At 32.7% G+C, this 20,356-nt stretch carries 21 protein-coding genes; 15 read left to right on the top strand and 6 right to left on the bottom strand.

Translation table 11 applies throughout. The annotated features are described in order from the left end of the window. The first annotated feature begins 1 nt into the window (after position 1). From LY60_RS09825 to LY60_RS09810, 4 genes are read left to right on the top strand one after another with little or no spacing between them, the layout of a single operon-like run. Positions 2 to 190, top strand: coding sequence for a capping complex subunit for YIEGIA (locus LY60_RS09825; protein WP_145082903.1), 189 nt, complete (start codon positions 2 to 4; stop codon positions 188 to 190). Positions 191 to 201: 11 nt separating this feature from the next. Next, positions 202 to 2,538, top strand: a complete 2,337-nt coding sequence (locus tag LY60_RS09820; protein ID WP_145082901.1) for a xanthine dehydrogenase family protein molybdopterin-binding subunit — start codon at positions 202 to 204, stop codon at positions 2,536 to 2,538. Further along, positions 2,525 to 3,358 (top strand): FAD binding domain-containing protein, encoded by an 834-nt coding sequence (locus tag LY60_RS09815; protein ID WP_145082899.1) that lies wholly within the window; start codon positions 2,525 to 2,527, stop codon positions 3,356 to 3,358. Before LY60_RS09820 ends, LY60_RS09815 begins: the two co-directional genes overlap by 14 nt. A gap of 1 nt (position 3,359) precedes the next feature. After that, the gene (locus LY60_RS09810; RefSeq protein ID WP_145082897.1) at positions 3,360 to 3,839 is read left to right on the top strand and encodes a (2Fe-2S)-binding protein; all 480 of its coding nucleotides are present in this window, start codon (positions 3,360 to 3,362) and stop codon (positions 3,837 to 3,839) included. Between the two features lie 40 nt (positions 3,840 to 3,879). On the opposite strand, the gene LY60_RS09805 is transcribed toward LY60_RS09810, so the two are convergent. Together LY60_RS09805 and LY60_RS18190 are read right to left on the bottom strand one after the other, a co-directional pair. Further along, positions 3,880 to 4,209, bottom strand: coding sequence for a four-helix bundle copper-binding protein (locus LY60_RS09805; RefSeq protein WP_246145412.1), 330 nt, complete (start codon positions 4,207 to 4,209; stop codon positions 3,880 to 3,882). Next, positions 4,140 to 4,316: a hypothetical protein gene (locus tag LY60_RS18190; protein ID WP_246145413.1), complete on the bottom strand. Its 177-nt coding sequence runs from the start codon at positions 4,314 to 4,316 to the stop codon at positions 4,140 to 4,142. The genes LY60_RS09805 and LY60_RS18190 overlap by 70 nt, the downstream gene beginning before the upstream one ends. Before the next feature lie 119 nt (positions 4,317 to 4,435). On the opposite strand from LY60_RS18190, the gene LY60_RS09800 reads away from it, so the two are divergent. Next, positions 4,436 to 5,044: a DUF421 domain-containing protein gene (locus LY60_RS09800; RefSeq protein ID WP_145082893.1), complete on the top strand. Its 609-nt coding sequence runs from the start codon at positions 4,436 to 4,438 to the stop codon at positions 5,042 to 5,044. A 100-nt stretch (positions 5,045 to 5,144) separates the two neighbouring features. Here LY60_RS09800 and LY60_RS09795 read toward each other — a convergent pair whose 3' ends face one another. Further along, entirely contained in the window at positions 5,145 to 7,388 is a 2,244-nt protein-coding gene (locus LY60_RS09795; RefSeq protein ID WP_145082891.1) for an immune inhibitor A domain-containing protein, read from the bottom strand. Between the two features lie 563 nt (positions 7,389 to 7,951). Between LY60_RS09795 and LY60_RS09790 the strand changes: the two genes are divergently transcribed. The 3 genes from LY60_RS09790 (at position 7,952) to LY60_RS09780 (ending at position 11,956) form a co-directional block, all read left to right on the top strand. Beyond that, positions 7,952 to 10,006, top strand: coding sequence for a methyl-accepting chemotaxis protein (locus tag LY60_RS09790; protein ID WP_170226165.1), 2,055 nt, complete (start codon positions 7,952 to 7,954; stop codon positions 10,004 to 10,006). 126 nt (positions 10,007 to 10,132) lie between these two features. Continuing rightward, positions 10,133 to 10,720, top strand: a complete 588-nt coding sequence (locus tag LY60_RS09785) for a winged helix-turn-helix domain-containing protein (protein ID WP_145082887.1) — start codon at positions 10,133 to 10,135, stop codon at positions 10,718 to 10,720. Positions 10,721 to 10,723: 3 nt separating this feature from the next. Further along, positions 10,724 to 11,956: an MFS transporter gene (locus LY60_RS09780; RefSeq protein ID WP_145082885.1), complete on the top strand. Its 1,233-nt coding sequence runs from the start codon at positions 10,724 to 10,726 to the stop codon at positions 11,954 to 11,956. Positions 11,957 to 12,057: 101 nt separating this feature from the next. Here the strand turns inward: LY60_RS09780 and LY60_RS09775 are convergent, their stop codons facing one another. Both LY60_RS09775 and LY60_RS09770 read right to left on the bottom strand, forming a co-directional pair. After that, positions 12,058 to 12,276 carry a hypothetical protein gene (locus LY60_RS09775; protein ID WP_145082883.1) on the bottom strand — a complete coding sequence of 73 codons (219 nt, stop codon included), beginning with the start codon at positions 12,274 to 12,276 and terminating at the stop codon, positions 12,058 to 12,060. After that, a complete protein-coding gene (locus LY60_RS09770; protein WP_145082881.1) occupies positions 12,273 to 12,617 on the bottom strand; it encodes a hypothetical protein in 345 nt (114 codons plus the stop codon). The genes LY60_RS09775 and LY60_RS09770 overlap by 4 nt, the downstream gene beginning before the upstream one ends. Positions 12,618 to 12,841: 224 nt before the next feature. Here LY60_RS09770 and LY60_RS09765 point away from each other — a divergent pair, with 224 nt between their 5' ends. From LY60_RS09765 to LY60_RS09740, 7 genes are all read left to right on the top strand, one after another. After that, on the top strand, positions 12,842 to 13,249 hold the full coding sequence (locus LY60_RS09765; RefSeq protein WP_145082879.1) for a NusG domain II-containing protein: 408 nt from the start codon (positions 12,842 to 12,844) through the stop codon (positions 13,247 to 13,249). 253 nt (positions 13,250 to 13,502) lie between these two features. Beyond that, positions 13,503 to 14,192, top strand: a complete 690-nt coding sequence (locus tag LY60_RS09760; protein WP_145082877.1) for a response regulator transcription factor — start codon at positions 13,503 to 13,505, stop codon at positions 14,190 to 14,192. A 1-nt stretch (position 14,193) separates the two neighbouring features. Continuing rightward, positions 14,194 to 15,549 (top strand): sensor histidine kinase, encoded by a 1,356-nt coding sequence (locus LY60_RS09755; RefSeq protein WP_170226164.1) that lies wholly within the window; start codon positions 14,194 to 14,196, stop codon positions 15,547 to 15,549. Between the two features lie 342 nt (positions 15,550 to 15,891). After that, on the top strand, positions 15,892 to 16,035 hold the full coding sequence (locus tag LY60_RS18045) for an LDCC motif putative metal-binding protein (protein WP_170226163.1): 144 nt from the start codon (positions 15,892 to 15,894) through the stop codon (positions 16,033 to 16,035). 91 nt (positions 16,036 to 16,126) lie between these two features. Then, a complete protein-coding gene (locus LY60_RS09750; RefSeq protein ID WP_145082873.1) occupies positions 16,127 to 16,432 on the top strand; it encodes a hypothetical protein in 306 nt (101 codons plus the stop codon). 340 nt (positions 16,433 to 16,772) lie between these two features. After that, the gene (locus LY60_RS09745) at positions 16,773 to 17,642 is read left to right on the top strand and encodes an SPL family radical SAM protein (RefSeq protein ID WP_145082871.1); all 870 of its coding nucleotides are present in this window, start codon (positions 16,773 to 16,775) and stop codon (positions 17,640 to 17,642) included. Between the two features lie 108 nt (positions 17,643 to 17,750). Beyond that, complete coding sequence (locus LY60_RS09740; RefSeq protein ID WP_170226162.1) at positions 17,751 to 18,284, top strand: hypothetical protein; 534 nt, start codon at positions 17,751 to 17,753, stop codon at positions 18,282 to 18,284. A gap of 176 nt (positions 18,285 to 18,460) precedes the next feature. Here LY60_RS09740 and LY60_RS09735 read toward each other — a convergent pair whose 3' ends face one another. Further along, positions 18,461 to 20,350 (bottom strand): extracellular solute-binding protein, encoded by a 1,890-nt coding sequence (locus LY60_RS09735; RefSeq protein WP_145082952.1) that lies wholly within the window; start codon positions 20,348 to 20,350, stop codon positions 18,461 to 18,463. Positions 20,351 to 20,356 lie beyond the last annotated feature (6 nt).

Genomic DNA, 20,356 nt, shown 5'->3' with positions numbered 1-20,356 from the left:
CATGTCAAAAGAAAAAGCAGAAATAATTGCATACATTACTTTAAATAAAGAAAGAGTTCATGGAGGCAATCCATTAACACTAATAGCAAATGACGTTGATGAACAAAAAATATTGTGCAGGGATATCGCAAAAGCCATGAAAGCCAATGTTTCACAACTAAATTGCGGTGATTATATCTTAATAAAATAGGAGGATGTGAATTGACGGTTTTAGGCAATAGCATTATAAAAAAAGAAGCATGGGATAAAGTAACAGGTGCAGCAAAATATAATGCAGATGAAATTGTGAAAAATATTTTTCATGCAAAGATGTTATGCAGCACATATGCCCATGCTAAAATTAAATCCATTAATGTTTCCGAAGCATTAAAAGAACCTGGAGTTAAATCTGTTTTAACAGGATATGATTGTGAAATTTTATTTGGAGAACTAATTGATGACATGCCTCCCATTGCAAAGGAAAAAGTCAGATACTACGGAGAGACGGTTGCTTTAGTAGTTGCTGACTGCGAGCAAACTGCAATGCGAGCAGTAAACTTAATAAAAGTAGAATACGAACCACTTACTGTTATAAATACTGTTTCTGAAGCAATAAAAGAAAATGCTGCATTGATTCACGAGAATTTAGCTGATTATAAATTTGAATCTAAATATATATATCCGCAAAAAAATACTAATATTTCTCACATAGTAAAAGTAAGAAAAGGTGATATGAATAAGGGCTGGCAGGAGAGCAACATCATTGTGGAAGGAAGCTTTACTGAGCCGCAGGCAGACCATGCTGCCTTGGAAACAAGAAATGCAATGGCTGAAATTTTAACGGATGGAACAGTTCTAATAGACACTTCAACACAAACCCCTTTTACAGTAAAACAATATATCAGCAAATATTTCAAATTGGAAGAAGGCAAAGTTATTGTGAATACACCCCTTGTAGGAGGTGCTTTTGGCGGTAAAGCAAATGTTCAATTAGAAATATTGGCATATCTTGCTTCAAAATCTGTTGATGGAAGACCGGTAAAAATTTCAAACAGCCGTGAAGAGGATATTTCCACTTCACCATGTAAAATGGGTGCTGAAGTAAAAATTAAACTTGGAGCTGACAACATTGGAAAAATAAAGGCAGCGGAAATGACTTATTTAGTTGATAGTGGAGCTTATTCCAACATATCTCCACGTTTAGCAAAAGCAATTGCAGTGGATTGCTCAGGACCATACAGTATAGAAAATTTGTCATGTGATGCAATGAGCATTTATACAAATCATACATATTCCACATCATTTAGAGGATTTAGTCATGCGAGCCACGCTTTTTGTTTAGAAAGAATGTTGGATAAATTAGCATTGAAATTAAATATGGACCCTATCCAATTAAGAGTTATCAATGCAATAACTGTAGGCTCAACTTCGCCAACACAGGTGAAAATCACCAAAAGCAATACGGGCGATCTTGTTTTATGTTTAGAGAAACTTAAACAGATCATGAACTGGCAGGAAGGAAATAAAATTGAACTAGACAATGGAAAAGTCAGAACTAAAGGCATCAGTTGTTTTTGGAAAACATCTGTTTCACCTACTGATGCATCCTCAGGTGTTTTGTTAACTTTTAATTCTGACGGAAGCATAAATGTAAACTGCGGAGTTGTTGAAATAGGTCCTGGTTCAAAAACAACACTGGCTCAAATTCTTGCGGAAAAAATGAAAATGCCTGTAAGCAAAATCAATGTAATTATGAATGTAAACACACAAACAAGCCCTACACATTGGAAGACTGTTGCGAGCATGAGCACTTATATGGCTGGAAGTGCAGTGTTAAGAGCTGCAGAGGACTTAATCATGCAATTAAAAAAAGCTGCTGCTGTTGCTCTCAAATGTTCTCCGGAAGATTTAGATGTTGGCAACATGCGGGTATTTTTAAACGAAGATCCAACAACATACATGTCTTTTAAGGATTTAGTTTATGGATTCCAATATGACAATGGAAATACTGTGGGCGGTCATATTTTTGGAAGAGGCAGTTTTGTTATGAGCAGACTTACACATCTCGACCCTGCCACTGGAACAGGTAAAGCAGGTCCGACCTGGACACTGGGAGCTCAAGGGGTTGAAATTGAATTTGATAAAACCGATTATACGTATAGATTTGTTAAAGCTGCAACTGTAATTGATGTAGGAAAACTCTTAAATCCAAAATCGGCAATGGGTCTCTTAATGGGCGGCATGAGCATGGGGCTCGGCATAGGAAGCAGAGAAGAATTTTTATATGATGAAAATGCCATCATGCAAACTACAAGCTTTAGAACATATAAGATGATGAGATACGGAGAAAATCCCGAATATGTTGTTGATTTCATAGAAACACCTGATTTGTCAGCACCTTATGGTGCAAGGGGAATAGCAGAACACGGCATCATAGGAATTCCCAGTGCACTTGGCAATGCCATATCCTTGGCAGCCGATATAGATGTTGATAAACTTCCAATAACACCGGAATATATTTGGAAGAAAAAAACAGGAGGTAAAAATGATACCTACTAAATTTGAATATTATAAGGTTGACACATTAGAAGAAGCCTTCCAAACATTTAATGAACTAAGTTTACAGGGCAAGAATCCCATGTATTACAGCGGTGGAACTGAAATTATAACAATGGCAAGAGCAAATAATATTCATATGAGTGCTGTCATTGATATTAAAGGAATTCCTGAATGTTGTACTATGGAAATGAAGGACAATAAATTAAACATCGGCAGTGCAGTAACACTTAGCCAGATATCCGAATCAAAAATGTTTCCTCTCCTTGACAAAACTGCAGCACGAATAGCCGATCACACAGTTCAGTGCAAATTAACCATAGGAGGCAATTTGTGCGGAACAATAATATACAAAGAAACATCGCTTCCCCTGATGCTTTGCGACAGCATCGTTGTAATTTTCGGTAAAAATGGCAGGCGAGAAGTTCAATTTAATCAAATATTTGATAAAAAACTGAATCTATTACCCGGGGAAATATTAGTCAATCTAATAATAGATGAAAGATATTTTTCACTGCCATATGTTCACGTTAAAAAAACTAAAAGCGATAAAATTGCTTATCCGCTTATGACAGTGGCAGCACTAAAAAAGGATAATAAAATCAGAATCGCATTCAGCGGATTATATTCATATCCATTCAGAAATAAAGAAATAGAAAATTATATTAACGATGAGGGAATAAATCATAAAAATATAATAGGCCAAATTATTGAGCAAGTATCATCTTCAATATTATATGACGCTGAAGGATCATCAGAATATAGAAAATTTGTGCTCAAAAATACCCTTGAAAATACTTTTAAAATGTTAAACGAGGTGTAATATGTTTAAAATATTAGACACAAGCATCATAGAACTTGATGTGAACGATGAAAAAAGAAAAGTCGCAGTGAATCCTTCTGATACATTGCTTTATACTCTTCGAAATGAATTAAATCTTACAGGTGCGAAGCCTGGCTGTGAGAATGGAGATTGTGGAGCATGCACTGTTATTGTTGATGGATGGCCTATAAAGTCCTGTTTGACTTTGACTGTTGAAATGATCGGACATAAAATAACAACAATTGAAGGTCTTAAAAATGCACCTATTCAAAAAGCATTTGTAGAAAAATGGGGATTTCAATGTGGATTTTGTACATCAGGATTTTTAATGGTGTGTCATTCTTTAGCTACACAGCATTTGGATGCAGATGAATATATAACAGAACAGTGGCTCCAATCTAATTTATGCAGGTGCACAAGCTACCAGGAAATAAAGGAAGCCATAAACTCAATTTTAACAGGAAAAATTAAAAACATATAGAAAAACTCCTGAAAAAATCAGAAGTTTTTTTCTATGTTTACTAAACCATGGAATGAATATTTGCCATTTTCCTGCATTCTTCAGCACACATACGACAAATGTCTGCACATTTTTTACAATGATCATCTTTAAACATTGCACATTCTTCAGCACATTTATCACATATTTTAGCACAAATCTGGCAATGTTCACTTGAAAAATGTCCATTCATTGACATAGTAGCCACTGACATTTGACACATCATAGCACACTCTACCAACATACTGACGCAGTTTTTCCTCGCATTTAAGTCGGGTTCATTTAAACAAGCATTAAAACATTCATAACAAGCCTGAGAACATTTAGCACAAGCATCAATGCAAGATTGCATTTTATCAGTTTTGTTTGTAACAATACCCATATATTTTCTCCTTTAGTTATATTGTTTACCTTTATATTTTTAATAATATTTTCAAAAATATACTTTGAATAATTCATTTTTAACTACTAGATAAAATTGACTTGTAATGCATGTTATAATTTTTAAAATATGTAGAATAATTAAGGTATATTCTTGTACAAAATTTCAGATTAATTTAATATTAGGAGATGATTAAATGAATAATTTAAATTGGATTTGGCAGACGATCATTATATTTTATGGAGGCAGATTAATTTTAAGGATAGGAGGAAGAAAATCCATATCTCAGATGACAATTACTCAGGTAGTTGTGATGGTAGGAATTGGTTCATTATTGATTCAGCCCGTGGCTGGAAAAGATATATTACGTACCTTAGCTGTTGGATTAATAATAACAGTACTGATGGTAATAACTGAATACTTAGAGATGAAGTTTGACCTTTTAGAAACCATATCTACTGGTAAGGCAAAAATTGTTATTGAAGATGGTAAATTAAATACAAAAAACTTAAGAAATCTTAGAATGTCAGTTGATAGACTTGAAACACGATTAAGACAATCCGGAATATCATCTATTGAAGATGTAAAATATGCCACAATCGAAGTTAGCGGCCAATTAGGGTATGAACTAAATGAAAATAAAAAACCAATAACTAAAGAAGATTTCAATTTATTAATAAACGAAATATTACAGCTAAAGAAGTTAATAGGAATGAATACAAATATACAATTAAATGAAAATCAAGGAAATAATATTTTTAATGAAATAAAAACAAAAAAATTTGAAGGAAAAAATGAGCCCTAAAAATTAAACAATAATATTAGTAGATTCAAATTTCAGGTTCAGTTTCATTTATTACAAATAAACAAAACTGAACCCGTGGTATTACGAAACAAGTTGGTTATTATTTATTTTTGCTTGATTTTGCTGAATGTACCTGTATTTGAATGAAACCGTTAGAATCCATTGAACGAATCTCAATAATTGTGCCGGTATTTGGATGAATTACACTTCCTTGTGGATTGGTTTCATCATAGTGCAGTATACTATCATCAAATACATTTACTGCCGGTAGACTTTTAACAGGTGATAATATACTATTTAAATGCAAATCCGGAATTCCGTCTGTTGCAGTTGTAGTGAATGTGGAGTCATATGTCTGGATGCGGTTACGCCAAATTTTACCATCAACACGTTTCAGCGCCTGGTAATGAGCATCAATTGGCAGAACTAAACCATGTCCTGGGTGATCAGCTGTAGCATTATCGCTTTGAGAAGTATCCCAATAATTTATGAGTAAACCATCTTGATAAGCAAAATGTTCAGCCCAGTTTGCCAGAAGTTTATTATCTAAAAAACCAAAGTTGTATGGACCTACTTTAAGCGTGGAGTCATAACCTTTGTAAGTACGGTATTCAGCTATATAATAATTGCTGAAAAGTCCGGATTCTGTTCCGGTAGTCACTTTAAAACCATCAAATTTCCAGCCTTCATCAGTTTCAGTTTCAGCACCATCTATTGGAAAGCCTTTGATACTGATGTCGTCTACCATGAAGCCTACTCCGCCAGAAGCTCCATCAGTCCAGTAGCGGAAACCAAGAGTTATCGGTCCTTCATAAGCTGAAATATCAGCAGTTAATTCAACCCATTTATTCGAAGTGCCTGTGATGCCATTACCATAGTTTTGGCCATTTGGGTCATCATCAGTTGAAAGATTTGTCTCTATATTTGTCCAAGTTGCACCACCATCTGTAGAGACTACAAGATAAGCATAGTCCCAATCTTCTTCTATGTCGTAGTTCACCATTGCAGATATGGCTGTACCGGAAGTGACGTCAATTTGCTTAGTCATAAAGTTATCCAGGTCATCACCAGATCCACTGTAGTAGAAATTTGAGCCAGCATATGGTTCACTGATAACAGTGGTCACAGACTTCTCCGGCAAAACCACGAACAAAGCCTGTGGTTGCTTTGTATTGAATTCCATTGGGCCTAATTTGAATGACATTGGTTTTTTACTTGCTTTAGTTACTTCATAATTTAACCATCCAAACTGCAACTTTTCCCAGGCTCCCATGTGGCTTGGCTTAGAACCGATATCCTTTGTTCCATCGCTCATCCATGAGCCTGAAGACATAAGAGTCCAGAAACCTGTACCATTCTCACCACCTGAAGTGTCATAAAGATCAGGCAAACCCAGGTCATGGCCATATTCGTGTGTAAAAACTCCAACTCCTCCATTTTCAGGTTGAATTGTATATTTACCAACCCAGTAATCACTATCGCCAATCTGGATGCCGCCTAACATATTGAAAGAAGGTCCTTCTTTACCAATCAGATTACTGTAAGCATACCAGCTGTGGCTCCATATAGCATCATCACCTAAAGTTCCGCCGCCGGCTTCTTCACCTTCGCCTGCATGCACTGACTGGAATGTATCAATATAACCATCAGGTTCGTCAAAATCTCCGTCGCCATCGTAATCGTAACGGTCTCTTACATCATACTGTTTTAGGTACTCATTTATCTTGTCAGGAGACATGCCTGCGTCAAGCTGTTCTTGATACCAGCCATTTACTGTATCTTCCAGGAAAAGCCATACATTTGAGTCAGGATTGTCATCGTAATATGCAGCATTATTTGGTACCTTAATCCAATCTGTAACATCACCATAGACTGCGTAACGATTAGAAGATTGTTCAATGTAATAGTTTCGCATGGAGTTTGCACCGGGTTCTTCGCTGAAAAGCAAATCATAAAAATAATCCCTGCTGAAATCAGGTTCCCAGATTGTTGTATTATCTACTTTACGATCAGGTTCTGTTATATTGTTGTGCGGAAAATCTGCAAATTCGCCTAAGACTGTCCATATTGCTCCTTCACCTTCTCTTTCCAGCTCAACATACTGGCCTTTGGCAACTTCATGAGTTTTACCTAATGCTTTACCATTAAGTTTTGCTTTCACTGCTTTCTCTCTTAAATCAAGTTGTTTGGTTGTTAATGGGTCTGGAAGATTGTCCTTTTTTTGAACAAATTTCTTCCCGTTATTGATGTTTCCATCAGCTGCAGATACTGCATATGTAGTAGTTGCCATGCTTCCAATAATCATGGATGCAATTGTCAGTAGACATACTATTTTATACTTCATTATATCCTCCTATTTTTCCAAATGTATTTTTTAAAAAGAGATTATTTAATGTTTATTTACTATGCACCCCCTTCACATAACAAAATAAATGGTCCTCATGTCACTTGTAAAATAATTTACTGACATTAAGGCAACTGCAATAAAACAAATAGTTTTGTTTTTACCTCCTTCTTGAAATTTTTATAATACAAAACCAACATAATTGATTTCATACCCGGATTAATTTAATTAATATGAATAGAAGTATCAGAAAAATATGAATTATTATTTACAATTTCATAGAATATACAAAATTTGGATTTGAGGAAAAACTATATTATGTACTGCTCAACATTTGTTCATATATTTATTTTAAACTACAATTTAAGCATTAAATGTCGAATACATTTGCAGCATAAAAATATTTATTAAAATAATATGGATTTACCTGTGCAACATTTAATTGTGCAGAAAATATTTTTCAAATGGAATAAAATGTATTATTAATTTTGTAAATAATTTAATGCTTTTGCCGATATATGCTGTACACACAAAAAAAGCAGCTCAGAGAGAAAGGTAAAAACATGAAATTTATTAAAAACAAAATTGTCAAAGATGAAATTAGCTTCAAAAAAATCAAGAAAGCAAGAACTATTAGAGGAAAACTTGTAACAGCAATATTTATAGCATGCTTAGTGCTATTATCCATAAGTGGTGTTGTAATTTCATCTAGTGTAAGATCAGAATATGAAACGACAAAGCAGGAATTGTTGCTAGAAAAAGCTATGAGGGTAAGTGGAGAAGCAAATGAATTTTTTGAACGCTATACAGTTTTAGCAGAAATGGTATCAAATAACACAACGGTTCAAAATTATTTAATCAGCACTCAAAATGGAACAAGTGTAACAACAAATAAAGATTTTGCCAATGTAATAGCAATATTGAAAGATGCTCAAAAGGGATATGATGGAGTTGTAAGCTCTGTTTATGTAGCCGAAGAAAGTCCATCAAGTTATGTAACATCATCAAAGACTGTTGTTAAAGAAGATGTTGATTTAACACAAAAAGCATATTATAGGACGCTTCAGGATGGATTAAAGCATGTGTCAGAAATATATAAGGATTCTAACACTGGCTCCATGGCGGTTACATTATCAGTTCCTGTAAATGTAAATGGACAGGTGATTGGAGAAGTATGTGTTGATATATTAATTGATAAACTTGAACAAATTACAGGTGACAATAAATTTGGCGAAAGCGGATATTTTACACTTTTAACAGGTGACAATAATATAGCTTATAGCAAAGATGCTGATAAGTTACTGAAGAATGTTACAGAAGTTGGGTTTGATGAGAAATTAGTATCTGCTATCAGAGAAAGCAATACTGAATTAATTGAGTATGAAGAAAATGGAGAAAAGCATGTTGGCAGCCTGGATGTTATAGGAGATACTGGATGGAAGCTGGTATCATCTATGAGTGAAAAAGAATTTTCACGGGCTACTGAAGATTTATCAAATAAAGTTATTTTTATCTTTTTAATTGTTGGAATATTATTACTTACTTTAATATTTATATTGATAACAAAAATGACAAAACCAATAGTGCAGATACAAAGGGTAACTGACAAGCTGGCTAATGGCGACCTTGATGTTGAAATAAATGTATCTTCAAATGATGAGGTAGGTAAATTAGCAGAATCAATAAGCAGCTTAACAGACAGGTTAAAGAAATACATTGACTATATAGATGAAAGTTCAGAAGTATTGAATCAATTTGCAAATGGAGATATACGTTGGAACTTAAAATATGAATATACCGGAGAATTTGAAAAACTTAAAAATGCATTGATTAATGTCAGTGAAATGCAGAAACAAGTAATTGGAGAAATAAAAGAATCATCAGAAGCTATTAACAGCGGAGCAGAACAAATAGCAAGCGGAGCATCAGCAACTTCACAAGGAGCCACAGAACAAGCAAGCTCAATAGAAGAATTATCAGCCTCAATAATTGTGCTTGCTGATGGAGTTAAAAATACAGCAGATGAAGCTAAAGATGCTGGGAACAAATCACTAGAAGCTTCTGAAAAAGTTGAAAACGGGAATGCTAAAATGCAGGAGCTGTTAATAGCTATCAATGAAATAAGCAAGACATCAGGGCAAATAGGAAAAATAATCAAGGTAATAGATGATATTGCTTTCCAGACTAATATTTTAGCATTAAATGCAGCAGTGGAAGCCGCACGTGCAGGTGCTGCAGGAAAGGGATTTGCAGTAGTAGCTGATGAAGTAAGAAACTTAGCAGGAAAGTCAGCAGAAGCTGCAAAGGAAACTACAGATTTAATAGAAAATTCACTTTCGGCTATTAGCAATGGAACAACATTAGCTAAAGAAACAGGGAAATATTTAGAAGAAGTGGTAGTTGCAACTGAAGAAGCAAGCAGGTTGATAGGAAACATAGTTGATATGGCCAATGATGGAGCGGTAGCTATAGAACAAATAAAAATTGGCGTTGAACAGGTATCATCTGTGGTCCAAGAAAATGCCGCTTCAGCTGAGGAGTCAGCAGCAAATAGTGTAGAACTGGCATCACAGGTAGAAAGATTAAATGAATTGATTAAAAAGTTTATATTAAGTTAAGTAAAAAATATTATAAAGAACATGACAATTGAAGTCATGTTTTTTTATAATATTTTTTATTTTTCTCTAGACAAAACAATTAATGTAATGTTACAATAATTGTAACGATGTTTCGGAGGTGTTATCATGGTAAATGATAAAATAGTAATTGCATCAGATGAGGATCTTAAAGTTGTAATGTCACCAATCAGGCAAAAAATAATGAAATTTATGCGTGTCGAAGGAAGACCTGTAACATCAAAATATATTGCAGATAATTTAAACATAACGCCTTCATCTGCTCGTCATCATATAAAGCTATTAGAGCAATTAGGGATTATAGAAACTGACCATTGTGAAGTTATAAATGGTATAACAGCAAAGTACTTAACAATAACTGACAAAACAATCAGCCTGGGGCAGAGTATTAATGATGAACTATCAGAAGAACGTGATATTTTAGCAAGAAATATGATTTATGAAACATACAACGGTTTTCAAGATTTAATAAAATATAAAAGAGCACTTCTAACAGATGAATTTAACAAGGGAAATAAATTGGCTGATATTTTATCAGGGGTTGTTCACTTGACTGAAAAAGAAGCAAATGAATTGTATGACATGGTAAATAATTTTATTAACAGTCATTCTAAATCAACTGAAGCTTCTCACCCATTTGAATATGCTTTAATAGCATACAGGGCAGATTTAATAGAAAATCAGGTGAAGGAGTAAAAAATGAGGGTGAAATTATATTCCTTAATAGTATTCCTAAGATCATTATCAACGGGTCTTCTCGTACCTGTTTTAAGCCTGTTGTTAATTGATAAAGGTGCTTCTTTAAGCAACATATCTATAATCATGGGAATATATTCGTTAACTGTAGTAGTACTTGAACTGCCCACAGGAATATTAGCCGATGTAATAGGCAGGAAAAAAATATTTTGTCTGTCTTTGATTGTTGCACTTTTTGGATATTCAGTTATTCTTATTGGCCAAGGTATGATTTTTTTGTGTATTGGTATAATATTTTATGGAACCAGCAGAGCTCTTTCTTCCGGTTCATTTGATGCTTTGTTTATAGATTCTTATATTGAAACATTTGGGAAGGATAAGTTACATAAAATTACCGTTCGCCTGTCTGTATTAGATTCACTGGGTTTATCTTTAGGGGCATTGACGGGAGGAGTATTACCTAAGTTCTCGCAAAGCTTAATTGTAGATATTGGAACTTTTGATTTAAACTTGGTTGCAGAAATATTATTAATTATTATAGTGCTGTTATTATCTGTTGTTTTTATTTCTGAAAATTCTAAATCTGATATAAAAAAGAATATATCATTAAAAAATCATATTAAAGACAGTTCATTGATAGTAATAAAAAACAGAACTATAAAGTGTATTTTTATTTCTGCATTTGCAACAGGATTTTTCTTATTAACCATAGAAACATATTGGCAGCCACATTTTACTTCGCTTTTGCCTGATAACAGCATGTATTGGCTTCTTGGAATTATATCATTTTTGTATTTTGCATCAAGTATATTTGGAAGCATTATATCAGAAAAAATTATTGAAAGGTATAATTTAGACTTTAAAAAAATGTATTTAATACTACGAACTATGCTTGTATCTTCATTGATTGTTGCAGCTCTTCAGTTAAATGCATATTCGTTTATTGTATTTTATACTTTAATATATTTGTTTTTAGGAATGTCAAATATTCCTGAAAATGTTATATTAAACAGTGAAATTCCTGGTAATATCAGAGCCTCTGTATTGTCAGTAAACTCATTAGTATTGCAAATGGGCGGATTAACAGGTTCTTTAATAAATAGCTTCATAATAAATTATATATCAATACCAGTATTGTGGATGATTGCAGCGGGTGTAATATTTATTACCATATTGATTATATCAAAAAATTTTATATTCGACAGACATAGAGAAGTTCAAAATAGGTACGAATAAAAAAATGCAAAATGACCATATATGATATCTCATAATTTAAAATCATACATGGTCATTATTTTTTAATTAAGATATTTACCTATTCGTTATAATTTTTAATTTTATGCTTCTATTGGTCGAACGTAGCATATATTGTCACAGCAAATTACTATTATTCCGCCATATCTAAATTCCATTATAACAAGATTGTCTCTTATATCTAAAATTCGTCCTTCAGCATAGTAGTAGGATGGGCATTTGGTTTTTATTGATACGAGTCTTCCGCTATAATCATTCAAGAGATTATCACAAATACTACAATTATTTTCATGTTCAATCATTTGCCTTCTCCCCCTTTTGTGCTGACGAATCTAGAAAATGAGTTCTTTTCCTTTTCTTCAACTATAGTTTTAAGCTCTTCCATACTCATAGGTCCGTTTGCATCATTAGGTGGAAAGTAAACTTCAAATATATCATCACAATTAGCAGTAAATATTACATTTCCATCCCTTGGAGCATCATACAATCTAATGCTGTCACCATAAAAAGACCGTCTTCTCAGATAACCAAATCCATAAACGTGGTTGTACTGAGTTGTGTCAAGACAACAGTTGCATACAAAGCCTATACCTACAAATCGTCCTGTATAATTTTTTAAAAAACAACAAAATGGACATTCCATAATTTAATTATCACCCTATTAATTAATATCAAAGATAGAACGATGTATGTTGTTATGTTTTAGTGGACATCTATCTTAATACATAATATGTCCATTTTTTATTTTTGTTAAAGATTTTGTAAATTTAAATTTATGTGGCCATTAAAGATACATAACTTCTTCACATTTTTATTTTATAATTGATTGTTAATTATATAACTTGAAATATTGAAAGGAAAATTCAGATGTTAAGCAAAATGACATTATGGGATAAAATATTAATATGCTCACTTATTATTATAAGTGTTGCATGGTTAGGATTAGCTGTATTATTTGGTACAAAAGATGAGGCGAAGGTAATTGAAATTAAAGTAAATGGCAACATTGTAGAAAAGTTATTATTAACTGAGGAAGCTGCAAATACTTACAGCTTTAAATTTGGAGAAAATACAGGTTTCATAGAAGTCAAGAATGGGGCTGTAAGGATGTTAGAAATGAACAAAGACATATGCCCTGAAGAGATATGTTCAAAAACAGGATGGATAAAAGAAGAGTATGAAACTATTGTTTGTATGCCTAACGGAATTATTGTTAATATTAAAAGCAATACAAACAATCAGGAAAATGATATTGATATAGATGTTGTCGCATAAAAATAAGACCTTCAGGTCTTATTTTTTCATAACTATATTTGGAGGGAGATTAAATCGCTTTGATCTGACAATTCAAAATCCATAACTAATTATAATTATTGTTTATGGAGAAGTTATGGAGAAAGAAAATATATTTAAATGCAATTATTCATAATAACTACATGATTTATTATTAGAATAAATGAGTATAATATAACCACTCTAATTTAATTTTGGCAATATGAAGTTGGTTTGAAAAACTATGGTGAAAAAGATGAATGAAAAAGTATTAGTTGTTGATGATGAAATTAATCTTTCGAATGTTATAAAAGATTACCTGTTACGGGAAACATACGAAGTATATACAGCAGCCTGTGGAAATAAAGCTATTGAACTGTTTCACGACATAGAACCTGATTTTATAATTCTTGATTTAATGCTTCCTGATATTTCAGGAGAGGAAATATGCAAACTTATCAGAAAGGAATCTGATGTACCTATTTTAATGCTGACAGCCAAAAGCAAAGAAGATGATAAAGTTACAGGTTTATATATAGGAGCAGACGATTACTTGACAAAACCATTCAGTCCCAGAGAGCTGGTTGGAAGAGTAAGAGCAATCCTAAGACGAACAAAAGGCAATTCTGAATTAACTGATGCCCTGGAATTTAATAATAGGGACTTACTGATTGATATTCCTAAACATATTGTCCAGAAGGCAGGACATGATGTAAGTTTAACACCAAATGAGTTTAAAATATTATTGACCCTGGCACAGAATCCGTACAAAGTTTTTACCAGAAGTCATTTAGTAAGTCTGGCTTTTGGTTATGATTTTGAAGGATATGACCGTACTGTTGATACTCATATTAAAAATTTGAGACAAAAAATAGAAAACAATGTAAAAGAACCCAAATATATTGTAACTGTCTATGGGGTTGGATATAAGTTTGAAGGAGAATAACATGATTAAAATAAGTGAACAGTTACGGAAGTATTTTGTAATGATTTCAATATTATCTATTGCATTTATTACAATTAGTTCAAATATAGGCATAAATTATTTTTTTTCGGATTATATCAGAGATTCAAGAAGCAGAGATGATTTGAAAGTAGTTCAATACGTGGAACGCGTATACAGCGATTATGAAGAGTTGAATTCTCATTCACTGATGAATATAATGCATTATGCATTCAGTGAAGATGTTATCATTCAAATAAGGGACAAGAACAATAATATAAGCTGGAACAGCAGCTCCTATGGCACTTTATACGGTATGGTAGATGAATATGGCAATAATGAAGCTAATTTTTCCTTTAGAAGTTATCCCTTTATATACAATGAGTCAGAAATAGGGACTATCGATGTGGGACGCCCAAAAAGCATCATTTCTAATATAGAAGATGAAAAGTTTATTGTAACAATAAACAGCATATTTGCACTAGCTTCAGTACTGACTTTCATATTTGCAGTACGTTCCAGTACTCGCATATCAAAGAAGTTTTTAAACCCAATTTATGCAATCAAAGAAAATGCTAAACTGATTGAACAAGGAAAATATAAATCATTAAATGACATTAATACTAACACATTTGAACTATATGAATTGTCCGTATCGGTTAAAGAGCTTGCAGAAAGATTGAACTATCAGGAACATTTAAGAAAAAGGATGACTACAGATATAGCACATGAATTGAGAACTCCGATTGCAGCCATTCAAAGCCATATAGAGGCTTTTATGGATGGAGTGTGGGAACCAAATGATGAACGGCTTTCTGTTATTCATGGAGAAATAATCAGATTAACAAAATTAATTGATGAATTATCAGAATTATCTATAGTTGAGGACGATGAAATAAATCTTAAGTTAAGCACAATAAATCTATCGGTTGTTTTAAATGATATTATAGACAGCTATGAGCCTATGTTCTTAGATAAAAATATTAATTTAAATAAGAAAATTCAAAATGAAGTTTATATGATGGGAGACATGGATTATTTAAAACGTATTTTCGTTAACATTCTCTCTAATGCAATTAAGTATACTAATGAAAATGGATCTGCCAGTATTTTTCTTGAAAAAATAAAAGATAAAATCAGAATAACAGTAAATGATACAGGTATTGGGATCCCAAAAGAAGATTTAAAATATATTTTTGAGAGGTTTTACAGAAGCGATTTATCAAGAAATCGCCAAACCGGGGGAACCGGCATAGGACTTACAATTACAAAAGCATTGGTGGAAGCACATGAAGGAACCATTAAAATAGATAGTGAAGTTGGAAAAGGAACTAGCGTAATAATTGAATTCAACAGATAGTAACATCACTTAATGCTATATTAATTCCTCAAGTGTAGGTTATGTGACAAATACAGTATGAACAACTTATTTATATAGTTGCGGTAATGATTTAAAAAATATCATTTATTCTTGCATCATATACATTTGTTAGTTAAAATTGATTTGCCAATTTCAATAACATTTAAATTAGTTTTGCGCTATATTAAGAATTCTATATTTGTTCACTAGAATTTAATTAATAAACTTCATAATTTCTCCATAGTATCTTGATAAAATAAATAAAAGGCATGGATGAATAAAATTTTTTATGTAGTGGATATAGTAAAAAAGGGTTCATAAAAATAAAAGAGGAGTGGTATAATGTTTAAATTTATTAAGAATTGGCTTGAAAGATTGGCAAAGGAAAATGAAAAAAGTTTCGGAAGCGGAAGGCTTGATTGCTGCGATTTAAATAGACCAAAAAATATAAATGTACAAACTTCCAACAATACAAACAAGAAGTAAGTGATTAACAATATTACCAATATGTTTCACAATCGGTATGTAATTCAAAATTAAGAAATATAAATTTCGAAAGTACGATGGAGGAAATAAAATGAGCTGTCATGGAAATAAAGACGATAATAAGGGACATAATCATAGTCCAATAAAACACATGCTTCATATGATTATTTGCTGTGGGTTACCAATATTAATTTTTGCAGCATTACCGTTTATATCAAGATTTAGCCCTGGCTCCAGCAGGATATTGGCAGTAATAGCACCATTTATATGCCCTATTATGATGATTGGAATGATACCAATGATGCTAGGACGAGGCAACAATAAAAAGTCCGACTGCTGTGAAAGCAAGGAAGAAAACCAAAGTGCGCAGCTTGAATTAAACAATAGGGCTGAATAATAAGTGTTCAGACGAATATGAAAAAGCCGTATATTTTGTAGCCGTTAGATAATATACGAAATATGATTTTTTGAAAGTTCTTGATGATTTTTATTTGTCAAAGAGCTTTTTTATTTTTAAATCAAGTAAATTAAAATCTAGTTTGAACTAAAGTAGTAATAAATAAATACTAACAATGAGCAAGCCACTATATGGCGAACAATTGTTTGCGCAGTCTTTATATATGTGTTATAATAGTTTGAAAGTATGGAAAAAAGTATCCGAAGAAAAGTAGTAATTGAAATAGCAATTTTAAATTATTGGTAACTCATATTGAAATAAGTTAATCAGGAGTGGTTTCATGCATTACAAGGAATACAAGTCTATTTTGTCAGCTAACAACGGAATTAATATATACAGGGGCTGCAGCCACGGCTGCATTTATTGCGACAGCAGAAGCAGCTGTTATCAAATGAAGCATGAGTTTACAGATATTGAAATTAAAATGGATGCACCTGTGATGCTTGAAAATGAATTGAGGCGAAAGCGAAAAAAATGCATGATAGGTACAGGTTCCATGTGCGACCCGTATATTCATATTGAAGAAAAAATAATGTATACCAGAAAATGCCTGGAGATAATAGATAGATATGGTTTTGGACTTTCTATTTTAACAAAATCAAATAGGATATTACGTGATTTAGATTTGCTCATAAGCATAAATGAAAAGTCAAAATGTGTTGTACAAATGACTCTTACTACTGCTGATGAAAATTTATGCCGCATTATAGAGCCTGATGTTTCCACTACAAAAGAGAGATTCGAAACATTGAAAACACTCAATGAAAATGGAATACCAACGGTTGTTTGGTTATGTCCTTTTTTGCCTTTTATAAATGATACGGAAGAAAATTTTAGAACACTCATCAATTACTGCATTGAGGCTAAAGTTCATGGAATTATATGTTTTGGCATTGGAGTTACAATGCGTGAAGGCAATAGAGAATATTTTTACAGTAAGCTGGATGAACATTTTCCGGGTATGAAACAGAAATATATGAAAGTATTTGGAAATTCTTATGAGTGTCATAGTACCAATAATGACAAGCTTATGAAGATACTTTATCACGAATGTCATAAACATAATATATTGGTCGGGTCAAACAATGTATTTGCTTATTTAAAGGAGTTTGAAACAAAAAATATAAATGAACAAATTTGTTTATTTTGATTATAACATTAGAAAACTTTAGGGTTTTCTTTTTTGATTTAAAAAGTTACATCTATTTTAAAATAACATATAATGATTATGGGAGACAAATATATTGGAGAGATTATAATGGATTGTAAGAAGCCAAATTTGTACAACAGTTATTTTAATTATGGAAATATTGATTATTATAATAAAATAAATGCAGCTCTTGGTATCATCAATAATGAAGTTCCTGTTAATACTGAATACGGATATCTGGAACTTTATGTAACTAAAAATCTCGGCAAGGATATCGCAACCGATGCAGTTGTGACAATATATGCAAGGCAGGGTGACGAATTTCACATTCCAGTAGAAAAAGTTGTTATAGTTAAAAATCCAACCATAATAGAATTGCCCATAGCGCATAAATTAGGAAATTTAATTAAGGGTCCTGAATATTATTTTACAACTTATAATTTGACAATAGAAAGTGAGGGCTATTACAAAGTAACCACATTAAATATACGGCTTTTTCCGGAAATTAAAGCTTCATTTTTTTACAATTTAAATAAAATTGTTCAAGGCGTTCCTATTGATGAAAAAGTTACTAATATTCCGCCTCATCCAAGAGATGAAATCATAAATAATAATATTTCATTAATGAATCATAAAAAATAAGACCTTTCGGTCTTATTTTTACTTATATTGGGGGAGAAATAAATTGTATAAGCTTCAATTTAATTCTAAATATATTGTACATCATAATTATGAAGATATTATGGAGAACAATAAATGTAATATTCCATCGTTTTTCAATAATAAAGCTTCGCTATTATTGCGAAGCTTTTGTTATGTTAATTGCTTTTTAATTCAGTCCAAATTTCATCATAAACTACTGTTGTTTCGCCAAGGTCTCTTAAGTGTTCTCCCTTTTTAATGATTTCTGAATCGGGATAAATAACCTCATTATCCAGAGTTTCAGCATCCATGAGCTTGTGAGCTTCAACGTTTGGATTTGCATATGGGAAACTCTTTGAAATTTCTGCGCTTATTTCCGGCTCAAGCAGGAAATTTATAAATAATTCCGCATTATCCTTGTGAGGAGCACCATTTGGAATTACAAAATTGTCCTGCCATAAATATAATCCTTCTTCTGGGAAGAAAACCTTGATGTCCGGATTCTCCAGCTGAGCAAGCACTGCTTCTGCTCCCCAGACATATCCAACAGCTGCTTCACCGTTTATAAGAGAAGTTTTGGGGCTGTCAGAATCAAATATTTTAATGTTGTCTTTCAGCTTAACAAGTTCATTTTTTGCTTCTTCAAGCTTGGCAGGGTCGGTTTCGTTGAATGAATACCCAAGTTTCTTCAGAGCTATTCCTATAATTGCTCTCTGGTCGTCAAGAACAACCATGCTGTTATTAAGTTTGCTGTCCCAGAGATCTGCATAGCTGTTGATTTCAGTATCAATCATTTTAGTGTTTACAGCAACAACTGCATTGCCCCACATGTAAGGTACTGTATACTTGTTTTCAGCATCAAAGGCCAATCCCTTGAATTCATCACCTATGTTTTTGTAGTTAGGGATGTTGTTCATGTTTATTTCCTGAATCAAATTTTGATTTCTCATAACATCAACCATATAATCTGTTGAAACAGCTATGTCAAACTGAGCTCCGCCTGCCATTAGCTTTGCAAGCATCTCTTCATTTGATGCGTATGTGGTGTAATTTACTTTGATATTATACTTTTCTTCAAATTTTTCTATTACTTCTTCAGGCAGGTATTCTGACCAGTTGAATACATTTAATACTTCTTCGTTTTTTGCACCAGCTCCGCCTTCTGACTTGCTGCAGCCTGTAAATACTCCTGCTATTATCAATACTGCAATGAACAATGCAGCAATTTTTTTAATACTTCTTTTCAAATTTATTTTCTCCTTTAATATTATTCTTTCTTTTACTTTTTTTTCTTTATCACTTTTAAAACGAAGTTTTTCTGAAAACAGAGCTATGCTCAATGTAAAAATCAGCATTAATGTGGACAAAGCATTTATTTCAGGGCTTACTCCAAATTTGACCATTGAAAATATCTGCAGCGGCAAAGTTGTAAAGCCTGGTCCTGAAACAAAAAAGCTTACAATCACATCATCCATTGACAATGTGAATGCCAGAAGCGAACCGGCCAGTATTCCGGGAGCTATGAGCGGCAGAGTAATCTTATAAAATATTTCAAGGGGCTTTGCACCAAGATCCATGGCGGCCTCTTCTAGGGAAGGATCAAAACCTTCAAGTTTGGATCTTACTACAATGACCACATAGGATACACTGAATGTCGTATGTGCAAGTATCAATGTAAGTGCTCCAGTTGGTATTTTAAGCTGTGAAAAGAACATTAAAAGTGCTATGCCCATTACAATTTCCGGTATAATAATTGGAACATACAACAATCCATCAAGCACTGTCTTGCCTCTGAATTTGTACTTGTACATTCCAACAGCTGCCAGTGTACCAATGGCTGTGGAAATCAAGGCGCTTACAAAAGCAACCATGAGGCTGTTTGTCATTGCTGTCACTATGGAGCTGTTATCAAAAAGTTCCAAATACCACTTGAAAGTGAATCCCTGCCACATTGCATTGACCTTTGAATCATTAAAGGAGAACACTATTAATATGATAATAGGAATATATATAACAGAGTAAATTATAAAAGAATATAAAGATAATAAATTTTGTTTTGATTTCATGTTTTT

Origin of the sequence: Sedimentibacter saalensis (assembly GCF_007830175.1) — a bacterium.
In the GTDB taxonomy this organism is placed as follows: Bacteria; Bacillota; Clostridia; order Tissierellales; family Sedimentibacteraceae; genus Sedimentibacter; species Sedimentibacter saalensis.
Note: the sequence above shows the minus strand (reverse complement) of the source record. Positions and strands in the feature narration are given on the sequence as shown.

Excerpts from the sequence above, each read along its gene's own strand:
- LY60_RS09800 (WP_145082893.1), top strand. The coding sequence starts at position 4,436 with ATGAATAATTTAAATTGGATTTGGCAGACGATCATTATATTTTATGGA.
- LY60_RS18045 (WP_170226163.1), top strand. The coding sequence starts at position 15,892 with ATGTTTAAATTTATTAAGAATTGGCTTGAAAGATTGGCAAAGGAAAAT.
- LY60_RS18190 (WP_246145413.1), bottom strand. The coding sequence starts at position 4,316 with ATGAATTATTCAAAGTATATTTTTGAAAATATTATTAAAAATATAAAG.
- LY60_RS09765 (WP_145082879.1), top strand. The coding sequence starts at position 12,842 with ATGTTAAGCAAAATGACATTATGGGATAAAATATTAATATGCTCACTT.
- LY60_RS09780 (WP_145082885.1), top strand. The coding sequence starts at position 10,724 with ATGAGGGTGAAATTATATTCCTTAATAGTATTCCTAAGATCATTATCA.
- LY60_RS09815 (WP_145082899.1), top strand. The coding sequence starts at position 2,525 with ATGATACCTACTAAATTTGAATATTATAAGGTTGACACATTAGAAGAA.
- LY60_RS09755 (WP_170226164.1), top strand. The coding sequence starts at position 14,194 with ATGATTAAAATAAGTGAACAGTTACGGAAGTATTTTGTAATGATTTCA.
- LY60_RS09795 (WP_145082891.1), bottom strand. The coding sequence starts at position 7,388 with ATGAAGTATAAAATAGTATGTCTACTGACAATTGCATCCATGATTATT.
- LY60_RS09750 (WP_145082873.1), top strand. The coding sequence starts at position 16,127 with ATGAGCTGTCATGGAAATAAAGACGATAATAAGGGACATAATCATAGT.
- LY60_RS09810 (WP_145082897.1), top strand. The coding sequence starts at position 3,360 with ATGTTTAAAATATTAGACACAAGCATCATAGAACTTGATGTGAACGAT.
- LY60_RS09775 (WP_145082883.1), bottom strand. The coding sequence starts at position 12,276 with ATGATTGAACATGAAAATAATTGTAGTATTTGTGATAATCTCTTGAAT.
- LY60_RS09785 (WP_145082887.1), top strand. The coding sequence starts at position 10,133 with ATGGTAAATGATAAAATAGTAATTGCATCAGATGAGGATCTTAAAGTT.
- LY60_RS09740 (WP_170226162.1), top strand. The coding sequence starts at position 17,751 with ATGGATTGTAAGAAGCCAAATTTGTACAACAGTTATTTTAATTATGGA.
- LY60_RS09735 (WP_145082952.1), bottom strand. The coding sequence starts at position 20,350 with ATGAAATCAAAACAAAATTTATTATCTTTATATTCTTTTATAATTTAC.
- LY60_RS09770 (WP_145082881.1), bottom strand. The coding sequence starts at position 12,617 with ATGGAATGTCCATTTTGTTGTTTTTTAAAAAATTATACAGGACGATTT.
- LY60_RS09805 (WP_246145412.1), bottom strand. The coding sequence starts at position 4,209 with ATGCAATCTTGCATTGATGCTTGTGCTAAATGTTCTCAGGCTTGTTAT.
- LY60_RS09745 (WP_145082871.1), top strand. The coding sequence starts at position 16,773 with ATGCATTACAAGGAATACAAGTCTATTTTGTCAGCTAACAACGGAATT.
- LY60_RS09760 (WP_145082877.1), top strand. The coding sequence starts at position 13,503 with ATGAATGAAAAAGTATTAGTTGTTGATGATGAAATTAATCTTTCGAAT.
- LY60_RS09790 (WP_170226165.1), top strand. The coding sequence starts at position 7,952 with ATGAAATTTATTAAAAACAAAATTGTCAAAGATGAAATTAGCTTCAAA.
- LY60_RS09825 (WP_145082903.1), top strand. The coding sequence starts at position 2 with ATGTCAAAAGAAAAAGCAGAAATAATTGCATACATTACTTTAAATAAA.